Genomic DNA, 19,677 nt, shown 5'->3' with positions numbered 1-19,677 from the left:
TGGTAAATCATATAACTGAATGCGGGAGGTGGGGAGATGTTCGATCTCACGGGCTCGGTCGCGCTGGTGACCGGCGGCAATTCGGGTATCGGGCTCGGGCTGGCCTCCGGTCTGGTCCGCGCGGGCGCGTCGGTGTGCATCTGGGGAACCAACCCGGCGAAGAACGCCGCTGCGCTCGATGCTCTGACGGCCGAGGCCGCGGACGACGGCCGGGTGGCGGCCGACGTCATCGATGTCAGCCACGAGGCTTCCGTGGAGCAGGGCGTGGCTGCGCTGGTCGATCGGTTCGGACGGCTGGACTCGTGCTTCGCCAACGCGGCGGTCACCGGTCGATTCGGCCGGCCGCGGTTCGTCGACTCGACGCTGGCGGACTGGCGCGCGGAGATGGCGGTCAACCTCGACGGCGCCTACCTGACCTTGCGGGCGGCCGCCCGGCAGATGGTCGCGCAGGGTGAGGGCGGCAGCCTCGTCGGCACCGCCAGCCTGGCCGTCCGATTCGGTGCTCCGCACGAGGCCGGATACGCCGCCGCCAAGGCGGGGGTCGTCGCGTTGATGCAGAGTCTGGCCGTCGAGCTCGGCCGGCACGGCATTCGCGCGAACACACTCGTCCCGGGCTGGACACGCTCCCCGCAGTTCGACGCCTGGCTGGAGAAGCCCGGCGTGGGAGAACGGATTCTCGCCCGCTTACCGCTGCGCCGGTGGGGCACGGAGGCGGACTGGAGTGGAATCGCTGTCTACCTGGCCAGCAAGCAGTCCGCGTTCCACACCGGCGACACGTTCCGGCTCGACGGCGGTTACGGCGTCTTCTGACCAAGTGAGGTATTGCATGAGCTCACCGCGCGACCGCGCGTTGCTGGACGCCTGGGACGGAAGGGCGGCATCCCCCCGCGACGCGGCTACCGTCGTCCTGCTCCGGGACTCCGACGACGGCGTGGAGACTTATCTCTTACGCCGGCAGGCGAGCATGGCTTTCGCCGCCGGGATGTCGGTGTTCCCCGGCGGCGGCGTCCAGGCCAGCGACTACCGTCCCGTTCCCTGGCTCGGGCCGGACCCCGTCGCCTGGGGCGCTCGGCTGGCGTGCGGGTCCGGGCTGGCTGCGGCCCTCCTCGTCGCCGCCGTCCGCGAAGTGTTCGAGGAAACCGGGGTACTGCTGGCCGGGCCGGACGCAAGCACCGTGGTGGGGCCGGTCGAGGGCGCTCCGGACGCTCGCCTGGCCGTGGAATCGCAGGCGATCGGATTCGACGCGCTGCTGGCCGAGCACGGCCTACGCCTCCGCGCGGACCTGCTCGGCCCGTGGGCGCGCTGGATCACACCCGAACACCAGCCCCGGCGGTTCGATACGCGGTTCTTCGTGGCGGTGTTGCCCGAGGGGCAGACCGTGGGCCGTCTGACGTCCGAGGCGGAGAGCGGCGGCTGGGTCGGCATCGCGGCGGCGTTGCGGGCCGCGGAGGCCGGCGAACTCACCCTGATGACACCGACACGGCACACACTCACGGATCTGCTCGGCCGGGGGAACGCCGCGGCCATCGTGGCCGCGGCGGCGGACCGGCCGCTCACGACGGTTCACCCCCGGGTGGTGGAGGACGACGGCGCACGGCAGGTCGTGGCGCCGGAGCTGGACGGCGGTACCCGACGATGACGGTGCTCGATCCGGAGCTCCGCGACATCGCGGAGACCGTCCGCACGCGGGCCCGGCGTCGGCTCGAGCCACTGGCGGCCGACCTCGACCGGGCGCAAACCTTCGCCCCCGAGGTGTGGGCGGAGCTGCGTGAGCTCGACCTCTTCCGGCTGCCGTTCGCGGAGGAAAAGGGCGGGATCGGAGCCTCCACGCTCGCGTACGTCGTCGCGCTCGAGCAAGTCGCCTCCGCCTGCGCGACCGCGGCCCTCTACCCGGGCACCACCACTCAGGTCGGTCAGACGTTGCTCGCTCACGCCGAACCGTCCTTGACCGACCGCTGGCTGTCGCGCGTGGTGACCGGTGAGGTCGTCGCGGCGTGGGCGTTCACCGAACCGCAGACCGGCTCGGACCCCAAGCAGTTGACCACCCGGGCGCGGCGCGACCGAGACGGCGGCGGGTGGGTGCTCGACGGTCAGAAGGCGTTCATCTCCTACGCCGGCGTCGCGACCGTCGCGTTGGTCTTCGCGCTCACCGCCGACGCCGAGGTGTCCGCGTTCCTGGTCGAGACCGGTCAGCCGGGCTGGACCGTCGGGCCCGCCGTCGACGTGCTCGCCTTCGGCGGCACCGAAGCACGACCGGTCTACCTCGACGCCGTGCGCGTGCCGTCGGACGGCCTCGTCGGCGTGCCCGGTCAGGGATTCGACGTGATGCTCAGTGGCGAGGCGCTCGGGAAGCTGCGTGTCGCCGCGATCAACGTCGGGGTGGCGCAGCGTGCGCTGGACGAAGCGACCGCCTACGCACGGCAACGCACCCACCGGGGCGAATCGATCGGGGAGAAGTTCACCTCGATCCAGAATCTGCTCGCCGACATGAGTGCCTCGGTGCTCGCCGCGCGGGCGTTGTTGCACGAGACCGCGGAGCACTACGACGCGGGTGCGCCGATCGGTCCTCGCGCCGCCGCGCTGCGCCTGGTCACCGGCCGCGCGGCCCGCGAGGTGACCAGCGCCGCGCTGCAGGTCTGCGGGGCCTACGGCCTCACCCGCGACCTGCCGGTCGAGCGCCTCTACCGCGAGGCCAAGTTCTACGAGGTCGCGCAGGGCTCGATGGAGCTGCAGCGGGTCATCGTCGGCAAGCACGTCCTCCGGCCCCACCCGTCGCAGCTCTAGGAGACACCGTGGACCCCGTGCTCTACGTGGTGGATGGTGGCGTCGCCACCGTCACCCTCAACCGGCCGCACGCCCGCAACGCGATCGACACGCCGCTGGCCGCCGGCCTCGCCGAGGCCCTGGAACGGGCCGAGACCGACGACGACGTCCACGTGGTGCTGTTCACCGGTGCCGACCCCGCGTTCTGCGCGGGGTTGGATCTGAAGGAGTTCACCCGGACGCGTCGGCCACCGCCCCGGTCGTCCGACGCGATCCTCGGCGTGGCGGAGCTCAGCAAACCGACGATCGGCGCGATCAACGGCCCGGTGATGACCGGCGGTCTGGAGTTCGCGCTCGGTCTGGACGTGCTCGTCGCCTCCGAGCGGGCGACGTTCGCCGACACCCATGCCAGCGTCGGCATCCTGCCTGGCGGTGGCATGACCGCCCGCCTGCCGCGTGCCGTCGGCAGGCGTCTGGCGATGGACATGTCCTACACCGGCCGGGTGCTGACGGCGGCCGAGGCGCTGGCCGCCGGGCTGGTGAGCCGGGTCGTCCAGCACGAGGAGCTGCTCGGAACGGTTACCGCGATGGCCACCGGGATCGCCCAGCGCCAGCCCCGCGTCATGCGCGAACTCAAACAGCTCTACCGCGTCAGCCGTGACGTCACGCTGGCCGAGTCGCTCGCGCACGAGGTCGCCGAGCGGGACCGGCGTCGCGCGGCCGGGGCGGCACTCGTGCCCGGTACCGACCGGGCGCGTTTCACGTAGTGAACGCGGCCTCCGCGCGGGCGATCAACGTCCGGCGGAGCACCTTTCCGCTCGGGTTGCGCGGCAGGTCGTCGACCATGCGCCACAGCACGGGGACCTTGAAGCCGGCCAGGCGGACCCGGGCGAACGCGCGCAACTCCTCGAAGCCCGGCGGGTTCGCGGGATCAGCCGGGACCAGGTAGGCCCCGATCGTCTCACCGAGCCGGCGATCGGGCACGGGCACCACCACGGCGTGGCGCACCCCCGGATGCGCCGTCAGGACCTGCTCCACTTCCAGCGGATAGACGTTCTCGCCGCCGCGGATGATCTTGTCGCCGCGTCGGCCCACCAGGTACACGTAGCCGTCTTCGGCGATGCGGCCCAGATCGCCGGTGTGCTGCCAGCCCTCCGCGTCGACGGAGAACGAGTGCGGACACCGCGCCCACACCTCGCCGACGCCGTCGGCGTCCGGCTCGTCGATCCGCAGCTCGGTGCCGGGCGCAGCGCGGCCCACCGACCGGAGCAATTCCTTGCGCCCGGCGGCGGCGGCGCGGTGGTCCTCGGGGAGCAACGCGCTCACCGGCGAGCCCTCGGTCTGCCCGAACAAGTTGACGAACGCGACGCCGGGCATCGACTCCTGGATCTGCTTCATCGTGTCCGGATGGATCGGCGACGCACCGTATCCGAGTACACGCATCGTGCGGGATTCGAGCGCGCCGGCGGCCAGGAGCATCTCGAACACGGACGGGATCGTGACCGCGTGGGTGGGCCCGGCGCTCCCCAGTTCGCGCCACGCGTCGACGCTGAAGGCCGGGAACGTCACGAGCGCCGCACCGTTGCCCAGCGCCACACCGATATTGCCCAGCGCGCCCATGTGATGGAAGAGCGAGGTGGTGACCAGCCGGTCGCCGGGGTGCAGATCGAGCAGGTAGCCGACGACGTCGGCGCGGCGGCCCATCGCGAAGTCGCGCACCAGCACCCGCTTGGGCCGGCCGGTGGTGCCCGAGGTGTGCATGACCAGCGCGACGCCGTCGGGATCGTCCCGGGGGGTCAACTCCCGGGTGCCGTGCAGCGGGCCGTCGAGCAGCACGACCCGCTTACCGGTGGCGGCCGCGACGGCTCGGGCGACGGTGACCGAGCCGGGCTCGGCCACCAGGACCTCGCCGGGAAGGTCAGCGACAACCGTCACGAGCTCCGCCTCGGTGAGGCGTGGAGCCAGCGGAGCGAGGGGCCGGCCGGAGAGTGCTCCGGCCAGCAGCAGTGCCACCGACGCCGGCCGAGTGGCCAGGAGCGCGGGCACCATCGTGCCTTCGGTGACCCCCTCCCGGTCGAGAAGGTCGACGGCCCCGGAAACCATCCGGCGGAACTCCGCGCCGGTCCATTCCTCGGCGCCGTCGGAGGTGGTTTCGATCAGTGCCGGCCGGTCGTCGCCGAGCCGGGCCAGGACGCGCTGCGTCCAGGTCGAGTACCCGGCCGGCCGGTAGTCCTCGTACACGCCGTGCCCCCGCTCAGTTGCCCATGCCCAGACCGCCGTCGGCCTGCAGCACGGCTCCGGTGATGTAGCCGGCGTCGGGATCCAGCAGAGTGGCGACCAGGTGCGCCAGCTCCTCCGGCCGTCCTCGCCGACCCAGCGGAATCATCTGCGCGATCGCCCGCTGGTCCTGCTCGCTCATCGATGTCGTCATCTCGGTCTCGTACACCCCGGGGACCACGCAGTTGACGGTGATGCCTTTCCGGGCACCGGCCCGCGCCAGCGACCGGGTCAGACCGACCAGCGCCCCTTTCGAGGCGCCGTACGCCGCCTGCTTGCCGTTGCCACTGGTGGCCGTCACCGATCCGATGTTGACGATGCGGCCGTATCGGTCAGCGACCATGCTGTCCCAGACGTGGCGGGCGAGGAGGAACGCGGCCCGGCAATTCACGTCGAACGTCTCGTCCCAGAGCTCGCGGGTCGTCTCGGCGACCCGGGCCTCGCGGAGGATCCCGGCGTTGTTGATCAGGTGGGCGACCGGGCCGCGCGTGGCCGCGATCGCGGTGAGCACCGCCTCGCAGGCGTCGGGGTCGGCGAGATCGGCGCGGTGCACCGAGACGTCGAGACCGTCGGCCCGAGCCGCGGCGACGAAGGACCCCGCGGCCCGGTCGTCGGCTCCGTAGATCGCCGCGACGGGGCCGACCTGACGCGCCACCCGGCGGCTGATCGCCGCGCCCAGTCCGCGTGTCCCGCCGGTGACCACGGTGAGCGTCATGCGCCGCGGGACTCCTTCGGCAGACCCAGCACCGATTCGGCCAGGATGTTGCGCTGCACCTCCGACGTCCCGGCGTAGATCGTGCCGGAGATGGCGGTCATCCAGGTGCTCACCCACGAACCGGAGCTGTTGGGCGCGTCCGGGTCGTCGGCGCGGTAGTGCCGGACGGGCCGGCGCCCCGACGGTACGAGCGCGTCGGTGCCGAGCAGGGAAACCGCGAGATCGGTGACCGCCTTGTGGTGCTCGCTCCAGTAGAGCTTTGACACCGAAGCGTCCCGGCCGGGCACCTCACCCTTGAGCCAGCCGGTCAGCGTGCGCAACCCCAGGTAGCGCATGATCTCCACCCGCGTGTACGCGCGGGCGAGCTGGTCGCGGACCACCGCGTCCTCGGCGAGGCCGCGTTCGCGGGCCAACGCGAGGAGCCGGTCGACCTCCGCGCGGAAAAAGATCGGGTTGGTCGCCGCCTCGTCGCCGCGCTCGAGGCCCAGCAGCGCCATCGCGGCTTTCCAGCCGTCGCCGGGGCCGAGGACGATCTGGTCGCGGGCGGTGCGGGCGCCGTCGAGGAAGACCTCGTTGAAGTTGTTCCCACCGGTCATCATCTCGATCGGCCGCACGGTGATCCCCGGCTGGTCCATCGGCACGAGCAGCATGCTGATACCGCGGTGCCGTGGGACGTCCGGGTCGGTGCGGGCGAGCAGGAACATCCAGTTGGCGGTGCGCGCGTCCGACGTCCAGATCTTCTGTCCGTCGATCACCCACTCGTCGCCGTCGAGCCGCGCGCGGGTGCGCAGGCCGGCCAGGTCGGAGCCGGCACCGGGCTCGGAGAACCCCTGGCACCACCGGTCCTCGCCGGACACGATGCGCGGCAGGAAGCGTTGCTTCTGCGCTTCGGTGCCCAGCCGCAGGATCAGGTTGCCGATCATCTTGATGCTGAACGTGTCGTTCTTCCCGTTGAACGGGACGCCGGCCCGGGCCAGTTCCTCGGACACCACGACCTGCTGGAGGCGCGACAGCCCCGCGCCGCCGTACTCCGTCGGCCAGCTGGGGGTGAGATAGCCGGAGCCGGCGAGCCGCCCACGCCACCAGGCGGTGAACTCCACCGCCTCGTCCTCGGCCAGCGTGCCGAGGCCGCGCCAGCCGTCGGGTAACTCGCGGCGGAGAAAGGCCCGGATCTCCTCGCGGAACTCCTCGGTGCCGGGCGGGTAGTCGACGTTCACGACATCGTCAGGCCGCCGCTGACCGACAGCGTCTGGCCGGTGATGAAGGCGGCGCCGTCACCGGCGAAGAACACCACGGCCGGGGCGACGTCGTCGGGCGTGCCGATCCGCTTCATGGGCACCGCCTTGGCCATGGCGTCGTACATGCGCTGGCTGCGGTCGGAGACCTGCTTGAGCAGCGGCGTGTCGGTGGGACCGGGGCAGACGGCGTTGATCGTGATGCCGTTCCTGGCCGTCTCCCGGGCCAGCGCCTTACCGAACGCGATCACCGCGCCTTTGGTACCCGAGTAGACGACTTCTCCCGACGAGCCCACGCGACCGGCGTCGGAGCTGATGTTGATGATGCGGCCGTAGTGGCGTTCGATCATGCCGTCGAGCACGGCTCGGGTGACGATGACGGTGCCGAGGTAATTGACCTCGACCACGGCGCGCCAGGTGTCCTCGGTCGATTCGACGAACGGCTCGATCTTGTCGATGCCGGCGTTGTTGACCAGCACGTCGACCGCGCCGAGGTCGTCGTTCACCGCGCTGACGGCCGACGCGACGCTCGTGCTGTCGGACACGTCCACGGCATAACCGCGGGCCTTTCCGGCCAGCGTGCCGGCGAACTCGACGGCGGCATCCCCGTTGAGGTCGCACACCGCGACCGTGTAGCCGGCCTCGCTCAGGTGACGGCAGATCGCGCGGCCGATGCCGCCCACGCCACCGGTCACCAGCGCGGTACGAGTGCTCATGCTCGCGTTCCTCCGTCGAGATCGGCGAAGCGCGGGGGGCGCTTCTCGCGGTGGGAGGCCAGTCCCTCGCGCACTTCCGGACCGCCGAAGCCGACCCACTCCATGCCCAGGGACGCTTCGAAGGCAGGGATGGCCTGGCGGTAGAAGTGGTTGAGGTTGTGCTTGGTCCACTGGATCGCGCTGGGCGCGCCCTGCGCGAGCTTGGTGGCGATCCGGGTCGCCTCCTCGATGACCTGGTCGTCCTCGACGCAACGGGAGATCAGGCCGATGCGCTCGGCCTCCTCGCCGGTGAGCGTCTCGCACGTGAGCAGGTAGTACTTGGCCTTGGCCATGCCGGCCATCAGCGGCCAGCAGACCACGGCGTGGTCACCCGCGGCGACACCGAGGCGGGTATGGCCGTCGATGATGCGCGCGGTCTTGCCGGCCACCGAGATGTCGGCGAGCATCCCCGCGACCAGCCCGGCGCCGACGGCGGGCCCGCGGATACCGGAGATCAGCGGCTTGTCGAAGGCAATAAGGTTCAGGACGAGATCACGGGCCTCGCGCATGACACGCGCCCGGCTCTCGTAGCCGTCGATCATGTTGTCGATGAGGTCGAAGTTGCCCCCGGACGAGAACGCCTCGCCCGCACCGTAGATCAGGACGGCCCGGACGTCCGGATCGCGGTTCAGTGCCGGCCAGACGTCAGCGAGGTCACGGTGCAGGCCCGGGCCGACCGAGTTGAGATTGGGCCCGTCGAGGATCAAATGCATGACGCCGTGGTCCCCCAACTTCAGGCACAGGTTGGGGAAGTCTGCGTACGGGTTGGTCATGCGGGGTCCTCTCCAGACGATCTCCCTACATGAATAGGTTTATCATCTATCTGATTCCGGAGCTAGGCTTCCGGTCGCGCCTGGATGATCGCGCCGGATCCGAGCAGTACGTCGACGGCATCGGGTGCAAATCCCCAGTCCGTGAGGACTTGCGCCGAGTGGGCACCGGGAACCGGCGGTGGTCCGGCGATGGCGCCGGGCGTGCGGCCGAACCGGGGCGCGGGCGCCGGCTGCAGCACGTCGAATGCCTCGACGAACGTTTCCCGGTGCTGGTTGTGGGGGTGCTCGCGGGCCTCGGTGAAGGTAAGCACCGGGGTGACGCAGGCGTCGGTGCCCGCGAACACTGCGGCCCACTCGTCGCGGGTACGGCGGGCGAACACGTCGGTGAACAGCTTCTTGAGCGCCGGCCAGTTGGCGGGGTCGTCGCGATCGGGCAGCTCGTCCAGGTCCAGCCCGAGCTTCTCCACCATCACGCGGTAGAACTGCGGCTCGATCGGAGCGACAGCGAGGAACTTGCCGTCGGAGGTCCGATAGGAATCGTAGTAGGGCGCCCCGCCGTCGCTGAAGTTCGTGCCCGGCTCGTCCTTCCACCGCCCCTGAGCCGTCATCGCGTAGATGAGGGTCGTCAGCGACGCGACGCCGTCGACCATCGAACCGTCCACGACCTGACCTCGGCCGGACGTGCGCGTCTCGAGCAACGCGCACACGATGCCGAAGGCCAGCATCAGTCCGCCGCCGCCGAAGTCGGCGACGAAGCCCGGGGGAGTGGCCGGCTGTTCGTGCCGGGAGCGCTGGAGGAGCGTGAGCGCGCCGGTGAGACCCAGGTAGTTGAGGTCGTGGCCGGCGGTCTGCGACAGCGGCCCGGTCCGGCCCCAGCCGGTCATCCGGGCGAACACGAGACGGGGATTGCGGGCAAGGCACACGTCGGGCCCGTAGCCCAGCCGCTCCGCGACGCCGGGCCGGAAGCCTTCGAGGAGGACGTCGGCCCGGTCGACCAGAGAGAGGAACGTGTCCACGCCGCCGGACTTCTTCATGTCGATGGTCACGGAGCGACGCCCGCGGCTCAGCGCGTAGCGCTCCGCACCGGCCGACTTCGCCCCGGGCCGGTCGACGCGGATCACGTCGGCTCCGAGATCCGAGAGCAGCATGGCGGTGTACGGCGCGGCACCGAGTCCGGCGACCTCGATCACCTTGACTCCGCCGAGCGGGCCGGTCGGCACGGCGGCCGGAGCATGGCGCTTGCGGAAATCCCAGGAGACGATCCGCGACGGCACCAGCCGCAGCCAGGCGTGGCGGCCGTCGGGCCGGAACTGCCCCGCCGCGTACCTCGCGCCGAAGAGACGCTCGGGTTCGACGAGTTCGGGCACCTCGGCGCCGGTGCGGGGCACCTCGCCGACTACCTCCACAGTGCCCATCAGTTCGACGCCGCGCAGTTCGGTGAAGTCCTCGCCCGCGTCGACGATCACCGACACGCGCGGGTCGCGGACCAGGTCGTTCCATCGGCGGCTCTTCACGATCGAGTTCAGCCAGATGGCCTCGCCGTCCCACGCGTACCAGAGCGGGGACTGGTGCGGCGCGCCGTCGGCGCCGTTCGTGGCGACGCGGCAGGTGCGCTGTTCGGAAAGGAATGCGTCGCGCTCTTCGGCCGTCATCGCGATCGTGCGGCCGCGGCTCTGACGGGCGGACTCGGCGGCCGTCACCATCGGGCCTCCTCACGAATCGGGGATGGAACGTTCGGCGGCGGGGACGTGGCTTCGTCTGCTGCCCAGTCCCGGCCGCCGGAGCCGTAGCCGAGCCGGCCGATGGCCCGGTAACGCGAGGGGTCGGTCATCCGGAAGACCAGGGCGATGCCGACGCCGAGTGCGAACGGGAGGACGATCATGGCCGCGACGTACCAGCTGGCGTTGCCCGGAGTTCCCGAACCGAAGCTGGAGACATGGGTGATGCCGTAGAGCACGCAGCCGCCGGCGACCACCACGGAGAACGCACCGGCCACGACCGGTCCCTCCCAGCCGAGGAGGTTCTCGTCTCCCTCGCTGCCATGGAGGAACCAGACGAACGCCGCCGCGGCCGCCAGCGTCAACGTGGTGAGCACGCACAACCCGCTGCCGATGACCAGCCACAGCGGCACCCCGTACACCACACTGCGCGGCACGAGCAGGGCGATGACTCCGGCCGCGATCGGGTAGAACAGCCGCAGTACCAAGCGGGTGCCGGGGTGCTGAAACGACAGGTCGACGGGCAGGACCCGGTCACGGGCGAGGCCGGCCAGCTGACGCGAGATCGCGTTCTGGTAGGTGATGCCGGTCGCGAGCAGACCGAGGATCAGCAACACGAGAATGCAGTTGGTGACGGCGGCGGCGTGCTCCACGCCCACGATGGAGACCACGACGGTGGCCATCAACGGCACGCCACCTTGACCGTTTCCGTCGGACACCTGCTCCGGCCCGCCGGCCACGCTCACTGCGAGCGCCGAAAGTGCCAGTACCGCGGTCATGAGCCCGTAGGCGAGGTAACTGGCGCGCGGAACCGACCGCTCGGGGTCCACCAATTCGTTGTTGTAGTTGACTCCCACGTCCGTGCCGACCGAGGACGTCAGCGCGTAGCAGAGTGCGATGCCCAGAGATCCGCTGAGCAGCCAATTGGGGCTGAGCCCGATCAGCGAGACGTGTCCGCCGGCGGGCTGGGTGAAAGCGCCGACGACGAAGAGCGCCAGGGCCAATCCCTGGATCACGGCGACGCCGGTGAAGAGCCGTACCACGGTGAGCAGGCCCAGCATTCCCAGCGCGCTCACCGCGATGATCGCGGCGACGATGAGGACCGGTATCGGCAGGTCGACGTCGAACAGCGAGACCGTCAGCCCGTGCAGCACCAGACCGATGAAATTGAACAGGACGGCGCCCAGTGTGAGGTAACCGACCAGGGACACGGCGGCGGCACCGAGCCCGGCGGGCCGTCCGAGCCCGTGAGTGATCTGGACGTACAGGCCGCCCGGGTGCCGGAGTCGCCGCGCCATGTTGGCGTAGCTGGTGACGAACCCGAGCAAGATCACGCCGGTGAGTAGGAAGATCAGCGGGGTGGCGACGACGTTCCCCGCTTGCAGGACGTTCGGCACGATCGCCCACAGCGAGGTGATCGGCAGGTGGGTGGCGAACAGGATCATCAGGAGGTGCCGGGTCTCGAGGACCCGTGTTCCCCGGTGGCTGGCAGGAGTCGTCCGGACTTGCGACACTGCATTCTCCAGAGACGGTTTATCGGTCGGGTTCACGAAACGGCGGGGTGTCCCACCAGGTCTGCACATCCGGCAGGCCGGACCAGTGGCCCGAGACGAACCGGGCCGGGCGCTTCTCGCGGAACGCGCGAACACCCTCCTGGGCGTCGGGTGATCCGCTCAGGGCCAGCAGCGCGTCGGACTCGGCCCGGTTGGCGCTCACCGGATGCCGTGCGGTGAGGCCCTTCCAGAGCAACTGACGCGTCAGAGCGATGGCGACCGGCGACGAGGTCGAGGCGAGACCGTCGGCGATCTCCAGTGCGCGGTCGAGCGCGGTGCCGGTCGGCACCACCTCGCTGATCAGGCCCGCCTCCAGCGCCTCCGGCGCGGTGAACAGACGCCCGGTCATCGTCCAGTCCAGTGCGCGGGAGATGCCCACCAGGCGAGGGAGGAACCACGAGGCGCACGACTCCGGCACGATGCCCCGCCGGGTGAACGGCAGTCCGAAGCGCGCACGCTCGTCGGCGATGCGGAAGTCCATCGGCAACGTCATCGTCACCCCGATACCGACCGCCGTGCCGTTGAAGGCGGCGAGGAACGGGAGGGTCGCCTCGAAGATGCGCAGCGCCAGTTCCCCGCCCACGTCCCGGTCGCCGCCGCGCAGCGGCCGGAAGTCGGCGCCGTCGGCGGCGAAGCCGTCCCGGGCCGACAGATCGGTGCCGGCGGAGAAGAACTCGCCGTCGCCGGTGAGCACCACGGCCCGGACGTCGTCGTCCCGGTCGAGGGTGTCGACCGCTTCGATCAGTGCGTCGAGAACGGCGTAGGTCACCGTGTTGCGCTGCTCGGGTCGGGACAGATACACCACTGCGACCTGACCGCGGCGTTCGATCCGCACCATCAGTGCGTGGGCTCTTCGTAGTCCGCGCCCCGGATCAGCCGGACCGGCGTGAAGACCAGCACTTCCTCGTCGCGCTGGTTACGAACGCTGACGTGACCGGTGACCACACCCCGGCCGGGCCTGCTCGACGCCCGTGAGTCGGTCGTCGTCACGATCGCGAGCAGCGTGTCGCCGACGTATACCGGGCGCTTGACCGTCAGCTCCATGTGCATGAATGCGAGCCCGGTGCCGTTGAGCACGTTGGTCTGCAGGATCAGCCCCTCGGCGATGCAGTAGATCATCGCGCCGGGAATGAGGCGCCCCGTGTAGCCGCCGGCCGCCGCGTGCGAGGCGTCGTAGAACAGCGGTTCGTTGAATCCGCCCCAGGTGATGAACTGCACGAGGTCGGCTTCGGTGACCGTGCGCTTGGCGGTGCGGAACGCCGAACCCGCAGGCATCTGCTCCCAGGTCCGGCCCTGCACCAGCGGCTCGACTTCGCTGCTCTTGCGGAACTCGTCGATCGTGGTCATCAACTCACCTCTCACTGCGGCCGAGCGCGGCGAGGGCCGGCTTCCACAGGTCGGAGTCGTGGGGATAGGGGGCGTAGAAGTGGAACCGATCCGCGATCGACCCCCAGCGGGCGGCGACCTCGGCACCCACCCGGTCGGGCTCGGAGACCACGGCGAACGTGTGCAGCACCTCGTCGTCGATCAGGTCGCCCATCTGCCGCCAGCGGTTCTCGTCGTCGGTCCGGGAGAGCCGGTTGAGCTCCTGGCCCAAGTCCCCCCAGCCGTGGAGGGCGAGAACGGGGTGGTAGGCGGGAGTGCTGCCGTAGAACGCGATCTGATCGCGGACGGCGCGCACGGCCGCGGCCAACTCCTCCTCGGTGCGGCCGGAGGCGACCAGGCCGGAGAAGCTGATCGACAGGTCGTCGAGGGTGCGGCCGCGGTCGGCGAGACCGCGCCGCAGCGTCGGGAGCGTACGTTCCTCCAAATACCGAAGTGTGGTGAACGGGTGGGGCATGAACCCGTCGCAGACCTCACCGGCCACCGCGGTCATCTGGTCGCCGACCGCGGCCAGGTAGACCTCGGGCGGTCCGTACGGGCTGGGGCCGGGCGAGAAGAACGGCGTCATCAGGGTGTGGGAGTAGAAGTCACCACGGAAGGACAACCGCTCGCCGCTCTCCCAAGACGACCAGATCGCGCGCAGCGCTTCGATGAACTCCCGCATCCGGCGGGCCGGATGGCTCCACGGCATCGAGAACCGACGCTCGATGTGGGGTTTGATCTGGCTCCCGAGGCCCAGCATGAACCGGCCGCCGCTGGCGACCTGCAGGTCGTGGGCGGTGTAGGCGAGCGTCATCGGGTTGCGGGCGAACGCCACGGCGATGGCCGTGCCGATGCGCAGCCGCGACGTGGCCTGAGCCGTCGTCACCAGCGGCAAGAAGGGATCGTGACTGGACTCGGTGCTCCAGATTCCGTCGTAGCCGGCGTCTTCGACAGCCCGGCTCTGCTGCGCGAGCGTGCCGAGGTAGTCGGCGCCGGCTGCGGTGGGCCGAATCAGCTTGGTGTCGATCTTCAGTGGGATGCACCTTCTCCAGACAGGCCTGAGGCCGCCAATTAGTTAGCTTTATAGCGTGACGGCGAGGCCTGTGGGGCTGAAATGCCCGGCGAGATAGCTTAATCATCAAACTCTTGCTACGGTCGCGATCATGGCGACCCAGGTACCGGTGGCAGCAGATCTGTTCACGTGGCCGTCCGAGCAGCCACAGCTCATCGCCTCCGAGCGCGACGGCGTGCTGTCGTTCCCCGCCCGATCCGATGAGCGACGTCACCTGCTGGGCCGGCGCGGCACGCTGTGGGCCTTCACGACGCAGCAGTTCCGTCCGCCGTCTCCTCCCTACGACGGCGACGACACCCCCGAGAACTTCCAGCCCTACGCCCTGGGCTACGTCGAGCTGCCCGGGGAGTTGCTGGTGCAGGGACGGCTCACCGAGCCCGACCCGGCGAACCTGACGGTGGGCATGGAGATGGAGCTGGTGGTCGTCCCCTACACCACGCGCCCGGACGGCACCGAGGTGCTGACGTATGCGTTCGCCCCCGTGACGAAGGAGCCGTGATGAGTGCACACGACGTGGCGATCGTCGGCGTCGGCCTGCATCCGTTCGGTCGGCACGGCGCCAAACAGGCACTGGAGATGGGCGCCGATGCCGCCCGCGACGCACTCGCCGACGCCGGGGCCGAGTGGTCGCGCGTGGGTACCGCGTTCGTCGGTAGCCACGAGGTCAGCAACCCGGACGCGATCGTGGGCTCGCTCGGCCTGACCGGCATCCCGGTGCGTGCGGTGTTCAACGGCTGCGCCACGGGGGGTGTCTCGCTGCAGATGGCGGCGAAGGCGATCCAGTACGGCGAGACCGACGTCGCGATGGCGATCGGATTCGACAAGCACCCGCGCGGCGCGTTCGCCGGCGACCCGTCGGTGGTCGGGCTCCCGTCCTGGTACGGCCAGACCGGGCTCTTCCTCACCACGCACTTCTTCGGGACGAAGATCAACCGCTACATGGGGTTGCACGGCATCTCGAAGGACAGCCTCGCCCGGGTCGCGGCGAAGAATCTGGCCAATGGTGCTCTCACGCCGCACGCGTGGCGTCGCAAGGCGCTGCCGATGGAGACGATCCGCGACAGCGAGGTCGTCAACTACCCGCTGACCCGCTACATGTACTGCAATCCGTGCGAGGGTGCCGCCGCCGTCGTGCTCTGCCGGGCCGACATCGCCCGGGAGTTCACGTCCGCCCCGGTCTACCTGCGCGCGTCGGTACTGCGAAGCCGCCGCAACGGTGCGTTCGAACTGCAGAGCCCGTCGCTCCCTCTCGACGCCGCGCCCAGCCCGACGGTCGACGCGTCGAAGCAGGCCTACGACGAGGCCGGCCTGGGGCCGGAGGACGTCGACGTGGCACAGCTGCAGGACACCGACGCCGGCTCCGAGGTCATCCACCTGGCGGAGAACGGCTTCTGCGCCGACGGCGAGCAGGAGAAGTGGATCGCCGAGGGCGCCACCGAGATCACCGGTCGCCTGCCGGTCAACACCGACGGCGGACTGATCGCCAACGGCGAGCCGATCGGTGCGTCCGGGCTGCGCCAGATCTACGAAACCGTCCTGCAGTTACAAGGCCGGGCCGGCGATCGCCAAGTCGCCGGCGACCCCCGCGTCGGCTACACCCATCTCTACGGGGCGCCGGGCGCGTCCGTGGTCACGATCCTCTCCCGCTGATTCGGGCGTCGGTCGAACCACAGCCCTCCGATTCCACCCGATCTCGCACCGATGCGCCGGGTGTCCGACCCCGGCCGTCTGTGTCGTTGTCCGAGATCACTGGAAGTGAGGGGAGATTTCGGTGGCCGAAGCTCTCGAGGCCGGCGTGTCCAACCTGATGCGCCCGATGCGTCTACCGAAAGCGGCAGAGCTGATCGCCGACAGCCTGCGTCGTCAGATCGTGCGGGGCGAGCTGAAGGAAGGTGATGCCCTGCCGTCGGAGGCGGAGCTGCTGACGCTGTTCGGGGTGTCGCGGCCGACGTTGCGTGAGGCGTTCCGGATCCTGGAATCGGAGTCCCTCATCACGGTGCGCCGGGGTGCGCACGGCGGTGCCCGGGTCATGCTTCCCCGGCTCGACGTCGCGGCCCGATACGCCGGATTCATCCTGGAACACCGCAACGCGACGCTCGACGACGTGTTCGAAGCGCGCATCCTGTTCGAGCCCGCCGCCGCAGGTCTGCTGGCCAGTAGGCGTACCGAGCAGGACATCACCCGCCTGCGCGAGGCGCTGGCCGATCACGACGCGCTGGCCGACGATCCGCGTGCGGCCATCCGTTCCCATACGGCTTTCCACACGCTGCTGGTGGAGCTGGCCGGCAACCAGACCGTCGGTGTTCTCACGGGGATGGTGCAGCACATCATCGAGCTGGCGAACTGGAAGTGGGTCGAGGAGCACCTCGGCGCGCCACGCGACGCCCTGGGGCTGAGCCAGGGCCTTCGCGCGCACCACCGTGTCGTCGACCTGATCGAGGCCGGCGCGCCCGGCGGGGCGGAAGAGGTCTGGCGGAAGCACCTGACCGAGTCCAGGGCGTGGCAGGTTCCGTCGGACGGTCCGACTCTGCTCGACCTGATGGGCTGACCGGATGACCGTCTCGCCACTGGCGGATCGAGCAACCCTCGCCGCGCACCTGGCCGTCATGCCTGTCGAGGGCGGACTGGGCGTCACCCCGATCGAGGCACGACCCGGCTATCTCCGGGCCCGGATCCCCGTGCCGACGCGTGCCGACGGACGGATCCCCGGCGTCGTCCTCGCGGTCGCCGCGGACTGCGGCGTCGGCGTGGCAGTGAACTCGAGTGTTCCGGGTGTGGCCGCCGGTCCCACCGTCGAGCTGCGGGTGGACCTGGTGGGCGAGCCGTTCGCCACGTCCGGAGAGCTCCGGATCGAGGGCACGGCGCTGTACGTGGGGACCACCTTCGGCATCGGACGTGCCGAGATCACCGACCACGACTCCGGGGCACTGATCGGACATGCGACCGGCGTCATGGCGGTCGGCCGCGCTTCGGCTGAGTCGGCCGCCCCACTGGAGGGTGGGCACCGACTGGATCCGTCCGCGATCGGCGTCGTCCCGGTGGCCGGCGAGCCCGGCGCGGCGATGGTCGCACTCGCGCCCGGCATGCTCAACAGCATGGGCCACGTCCACGGTGGGGTGATGACCGCCATCGCCGGCCGGGCTCAGGAGCTTCTCCGGGAACCGGGTGTCCGTGCCGAACCGATATCGCTGACGGTCGAGTTCCTGCGGCCCGCACCGCTGGCGCTGGGCCTGCTGAACTGCCGTTCGTCCTTCGTCCGCCAGGGGTACCGCTTCTCGACCGTCCGCACCGAGATCGTCCGCCCGGAGGACGGTGTGCCCGTCGCCGTCGCGACGGGCACCGCCGTCCTAGGCGTCGAGTAAGCGACGCGCCAGGGGGTACAGGATCTTCCCGTTCGGGGCCCGGGGCACGGGGGAGAAGACGATGGTGCGGGGCACCTTGTAGCTGGCCAATCCGGCCCGGACCGCGGCGGTGATGCGCGCCGTGGCCGTGGCCGGGGGCTCGTCCGTCTCCAGCTGCACGACCGCGGCGACGCGCTGGCCGAACTGTTCGTCGGGCCGCCCCAGGACGACGCAGTCCTCCACGCCGGGCAGCGCGCGAATCAGGTTCTCGACTTCCTCCGGAAAGACTTTTTCCCCGCCGGTGTTGATCGTCGACGTGCCCCGGCCGATCAGTGTCACTGTTCCGTCGTCGTTCCACTCGCCCCAGTCACCGGTCAGCACGTAGTGCGCGCCGTTGATGACACGGAACACCTTCGCGGTGCGCTCCGGATCGTTGAGGTAGCCGCGGGCCACGGTGGGCACGAGAAACATGCCGCGCTCCGGCGACCAGGCCGGGACGTCGCTACCGTCCGCGCGCACCAGCCGGAGTCCCGGTGCGGGCACGAACCGATCCGTCGACGCCAGCCCGCCCCGTTCGAGGTGACTCGTGCCGATGAACCCGCCCTCGGACGAACCGCAGTTGTCGACGAGTGCGACTTCCGGGATGTGGGCGAGGAGCCGGTACTTCACCTCGGAGCTCCACGCGGCGCCTGCCGACGTGATCGTGACGAGCGAGCTCGTGTCGTAGGGGCGGCCTTCTGCGGCCCGGGCATCGAGCGCGCGCAGCATCGGCCGGGCGAACGCGTCGCCGACGATCGAGACGGTGCGGGGCCGGTCGTGCTCGACGGTGGTGAAGAGCTCGTCGGCATCAAAACTGCGCGAGGTCAGCGTCACCACCCTGCCACCGGCGCTGAGCACCGGAAAAGACGCCATGACCAGGCCGGTGCTGTGCATGAGCGGAGACGCGGGCACCGCTACCGGAGACAGCCCCTGCGCGTGCAACTCCGCGGCGCGGACCGCTGCGGGCGCCTCCCAGTCGACGGCATCGTCGAGCCCGAGCATCCGCTGCGCGGTCGCCCGGGCGTTCTCGGTGGTCCGCGCCAGGAGGTATTCGACGGCTCGCGGCAGGCCGGTGGTCCCACCGGTGCACGACAGCAGCGTGTCCTGGCCGGAGCGATCGATACGAGCCGCGGGGACGTGGGCGGCGAGCAGGTCCTCGTAGGCCGCGACGCCGGTGGGCGCCGCATCCGGCGAGCCGGTTTCCACGGTCAGGCGCCTTCCCCGGGCGACGCCCACCCGCTCGCGTAACGCCGCGTCGTACACCAGTACCTCGGTGTTCAGCTGCCCGAGGAGCTGACGCAGTTCGTCGCCGAAGTATCGGTAGTTGACGTTGGCCGGAACGGCGCGGATCTTCAGCGCGGCGAAGAACACTTCCAGGTACTCGGGGCAGTTGTGGAGATCGATCGCCACCGTCTCGCCCGGTCGTACCCCCGCGGCGAGCAGGGCACCGGCGAACGCCGCGGACCGCCGTTCGAACGCGTGCCAGGAGATGCGCCGGTCACCGTGCTACAGTGCGACGGCTTCGGGAATCCGGTCACTGATCTGTTCCCACACCGTCGCCAAGTGCTCGTCGGCCATCGTCCGGTCCTCCTCAGTGTCCCTCGGGCTCGCCCACCCGGGGCCGGGTTCCGGCGGTGCTGACGGTGAGCACGGCCTCGGCCAGCGGGGATCCGTCCGGGGCGAGAACCGAGGCGCGGGCGAAGCTCAGCCGGCGGCCGCGCTTGGCGCACACACCCTCGACGAACACGTCTTGGTTCCTCGCGACGGACATGTAGTTGATCGTCATCGACACGGTCGTGAACCGGCTGCCGAGGTTGAAGTCGTGTCCGGCGACGACCGCGCCCGACCCGATCGTGTCCAGGGCGCTCGCCAGCACGCCGCCGTGGAAGATCCCGTCGTGCGCGGACAGCCGCGCCTGGTAGGGCAGCTGCGCCCGGACGAAGCCGGGCTCCCAGTCGAGGATGTCCAAACCGATGTCGACGTTGAACGGCACGTGCTTGCGCCAGTGCTCCTCGAACCACTCGTGATGTACGCGCTCTTCCTCTGGGCTCAACACAGTTATAGTTCTATC

Annotated in this window: 20 protein-coding genes; 8 read left to right on the top strand and 12 right to left on the bottom strand. The window is 70.2% G+C overall.

Annotated features, from left to right (window positions below; all coding sequences use genetic code 11):
- Positions 1-36 precede the first annotated feature (36 nt).
- The 4 genes from ACIBZJ_RS05370 to ACIBZJ_RS05355 are packed head-to-tail and all read left to right on the top strand — an operon-like array spanning position 37 to position 3,530.
- Complete coding sequence (locus ACIBZJ_RS05370; RefSeq protein ID WP_395925732.1) at positions 37-810, top strand: SDR family NAD(P)-dependent oxidoreductase; 774 nt, start codon at positions 37-39, stop codon at positions 808-810.
- 16 nt (positions 811-826) lie between these two features.
- A complete protein-coding gene (locus tag ACIBZJ_RS05365; protein WP_395925730.1) occupies positions 827-1,639 on the top strand; it encodes an NUDIX hydrolase in 813 nt (270 codons plus the stop codon).
- Positions 1,636-2,784, top strand: coding sequence for an acyl-CoA dehydrogenase family protein (locus tag ACIBZJ_RS05360; RefSeq protein WP_395925728.1), 1,149 nt, complete (start codon positions 1,636-1,638; stop codon positions 2,782-2,784). Before ACIBZJ_RS05365 ends, ACIBZJ_RS05360 begins: the two co-directional genes overlap by 4 nt.
- A gap of 8 nt (positions 2,785-2,792) precedes the next feature.
- Positions 2,793-3,530, top strand: a complete 738-nt coding sequence (locus ACIBZJ_RS05355) for an enoyl-CoA hydratase (RefSeq protein ID WP_395925726.1) — start codon at positions 2,793-2,795, stop codon at positions 3,528-3,530.
- Here ACIBZJ_RS05355 and ACIBZJ_RS05350 read toward each other — a convergent pair.
- The 10 genes from ACIBZJ_RS05350 to ACIBZJ_RS05305 form a co-directional block, all read right to left on the bottom strand.
- On the bottom strand, positions 3,523-5,004 hold the full coding sequence (locus ACIBZJ_RS05350; protein WP_395925724.1) for a class I adenylate-forming enzyme family protein: 1,482 nt from the start codon (positions 5,002-5,004) through the stop codon (positions 3,523-3,525). The two genes, ACIBZJ_RS05355 and ACIBZJ_RS05350, sit on opposite strands and share 8 nt — an antisense overlap.
- Before the next feature lie 13 nt (positions 5,005-5,017).
- A complete protein-coding gene (locus tag ACIBZJ_RS05345; protein ID WP_395925722.1) occupies positions 5,018-5,755 on the bottom strand; it encodes an SDR family oxidoreductase in 738 nt (245 codons plus the stop codon).
- Positions 5,752-6,972 (bottom strand): acyl-CoA dehydrogenase family protein, encoded by a 1,221-nt coding sequence (locus tag ACIBZJ_RS05340; RefSeq protein ID WP_395925720.1) that lies wholly within the window; start codon positions 6,970-6,972, stop codon positions 5,752-5,754. Before ACIBZJ_RS05340 ends, ACIBZJ_RS05345 begins: the two co-directional genes overlap by 4 nt.
- The gene (locus tag ACIBZJ_RS05335; protein WP_395925718.1) at positions 6,969-7,706 is read right to left on the bottom strand and encodes an SDR family NAD(P)-dependent oxidoreductase; all 738 of its coding nucleotides are present in this window, start codon (positions 7,704-7,706) and stop codon (positions 6,969-6,971) included. Before ACIBZJ_RS05335 ends, ACIBZJ_RS05340 begins: the two co-directional genes overlap by 4 nt.
- Positions 7,703-8,518, bottom strand: a complete 816-nt coding sequence (locus ACIBZJ_RS05330) for an enoyl-CoA hydratase/isomerase family protein (RefSeq protein ID WP_395925716.1) — start codon at positions 8,516-8,518, stop codon at positions 7,703-7,705. The genes ACIBZJ_RS05335 and ACIBZJ_RS05330 overlap by 4 nt, the downstream gene beginning before the upstream one ends.
- 62 nt (positions 8,519-8,580) lie before the next feature.
- Positions 8,581-10,221, bottom strand: coding sequence for a CoA transferase (locus ACIBZJ_RS05325; RefSeq protein ID WP_395925714.1), 1,641 nt, complete (start codon positions 10,219-10,221; stop codon positions 8,581-8,583).
- Positions 10,215-11,750 carry an APC family permease gene (locus tag ACIBZJ_RS05320; protein ID WP_395925712.1) on the bottom strand — a complete coding sequence of 512 codons (1,536 nt, stop codon included), beginning with the start codon at positions 11,748-11,750 and terminating at the stop codon, positions 10,215-10,217. The genes ACIBZJ_RS05325 and ACIBZJ_RS05320 overlap by 7 nt, the downstream gene beginning before the upstream one ends.
- Before the next feature lie 19 nt (positions 11,751-11,769).
- Positions 11,770-12,627, bottom strand: a complete 858-nt coding sequence (locus ACIBZJ_RS05315; RefSeq protein WP_395925710.1) for an enoyl-CoA hydratase-related protein — start codon at positions 12,625-12,627, stop codon at positions 11,770-11,772.
- The gene (locus ACIBZJ_RS05310; protein WP_395925708.1) at positions 12,627-13,136 is read right to left on the bottom strand and encodes a MaoC family dehydratase N-terminal domain-containing protein; all 510 of its coding nucleotides are present in this window, start codon (positions 13,134-13,136) and stop codon (positions 12,627-12,629) included. The genes ACIBZJ_RS05315 and ACIBZJ_RS05310 overlap by 1 nt, the downstream gene beginning before the upstream one ends.
- Positions 13,137-13,140: 4 nt before the next feature.
- Positions 13,141-14,187: a TIGR03617 family F420-dependent LLM class oxidoreductase gene (locus ACIBZJ_RS05305; protein WP_395926038.1), complete on the bottom strand. Its 1,047-nt coding sequence runs from the start codon at positions 14,185-14,187 to the stop codon at positions 13,141-13,143.
- Between the two features lie 130 nt (positions 14,188-14,317).
- Here ACIBZJ_RS05305 and ACIBZJ_RS05300 point away from each other — a divergent pair, with 130 nt between their 5' ends.
- The 4 genes from ACIBZJ_RS05300 (at position 14,318) to ACIBZJ_RS05285 (ending at position 17,588) form a co-directional block, all read left to right on the top strand.
- Entirely contained in the window at positions 14,318-14,725 is a 408-nt protein-coding gene (locus tag ACIBZJ_RS05300; RefSeq protein WP_395925706.1) for a Zn-ribbon domain-containing OB-fold protein, read from the top strand.
- Positions 14,725-15,876, top strand: a complete 1,152-nt coding sequence (locus ACIBZJ_RS05295) for a thiolase family protein (RefSeq protein WP_395925704.1) — start codon at positions 14,725-14,727, stop codon at positions 15,874-15,876. The genes ACIBZJ_RS05300 and ACIBZJ_RS05295 overlap by 1 nt, the downstream gene beginning before the upstream one ends.
- A 121-nt stretch (positions 15,877-15,997) precedes the next feature.
- Entirely contained in the window at positions 15,998-16,774 is a 777-nt protein-coding gene (locus tag ACIBZJ_RS05290) for a FadR/GntR family transcriptional regulator (RefSeq protein ID WP_395925702.1), read from the top strand.
- Positions 16,775-16,778: 4 nt separating this feature from the next.
- On the top strand, positions 16,779-17,588 hold the full coding sequence (locus ACIBZJ_RS05285; protein ID WP_395925700.1) for an acyl-CoA thioesterase domain-containing protein: 810 nt from the start codon (positions 16,779-16,781) through the stop codon (positions 17,586-17,588).
- Here the strand turns inward: ACIBZJ_RS05285 and ACIBZJ_RS05280 are convergent.
- The gene (locus tag ACIBZJ_RS05280; RefSeq protein ID WP_395926037.1) at positions 17,574-19,097 is read right to left on the bottom strand and encodes an AMP-binding protein; all 1,524 of its coding nucleotides are present in this window, start codon (positions 19,095-19,097) and stop codon (positions 17,574-17,576) included. The two genes, ACIBZJ_RS05285 and ACIBZJ_RS05280, sit on opposite strands and share 15 nt — an antisense overlap.
- A gap of 100 nt (positions 19,098-19,197) precedes the next feature.
- Positions 19,198-19,659, bottom strand: a complete 462-nt coding sequence (locus ACIBZJ_RS05275; protein WP_395925698.1) for a PaaI family thioesterase — start codon at positions 19,657-19,659, stop codon at positions 19,198-19,200.
- Between the last annotated feature and the right edge of the window lie 18 nt (positions 19,660-19,677).

The organism is Cryptosporangium sp. NPDC051539 (genome assembly GCF_044454545.1).
Lineage (GTDB): Bacteria > Actinomycetota > Actinomycetes > Mycobacteriales > Cryptosporangiaceae > Cryptosporangium.
The sequence above is the reverse complement of the archived record's forward strand: the minus strand, read 5'-3'. Positions and strand labels throughout refer to the sequence as shown.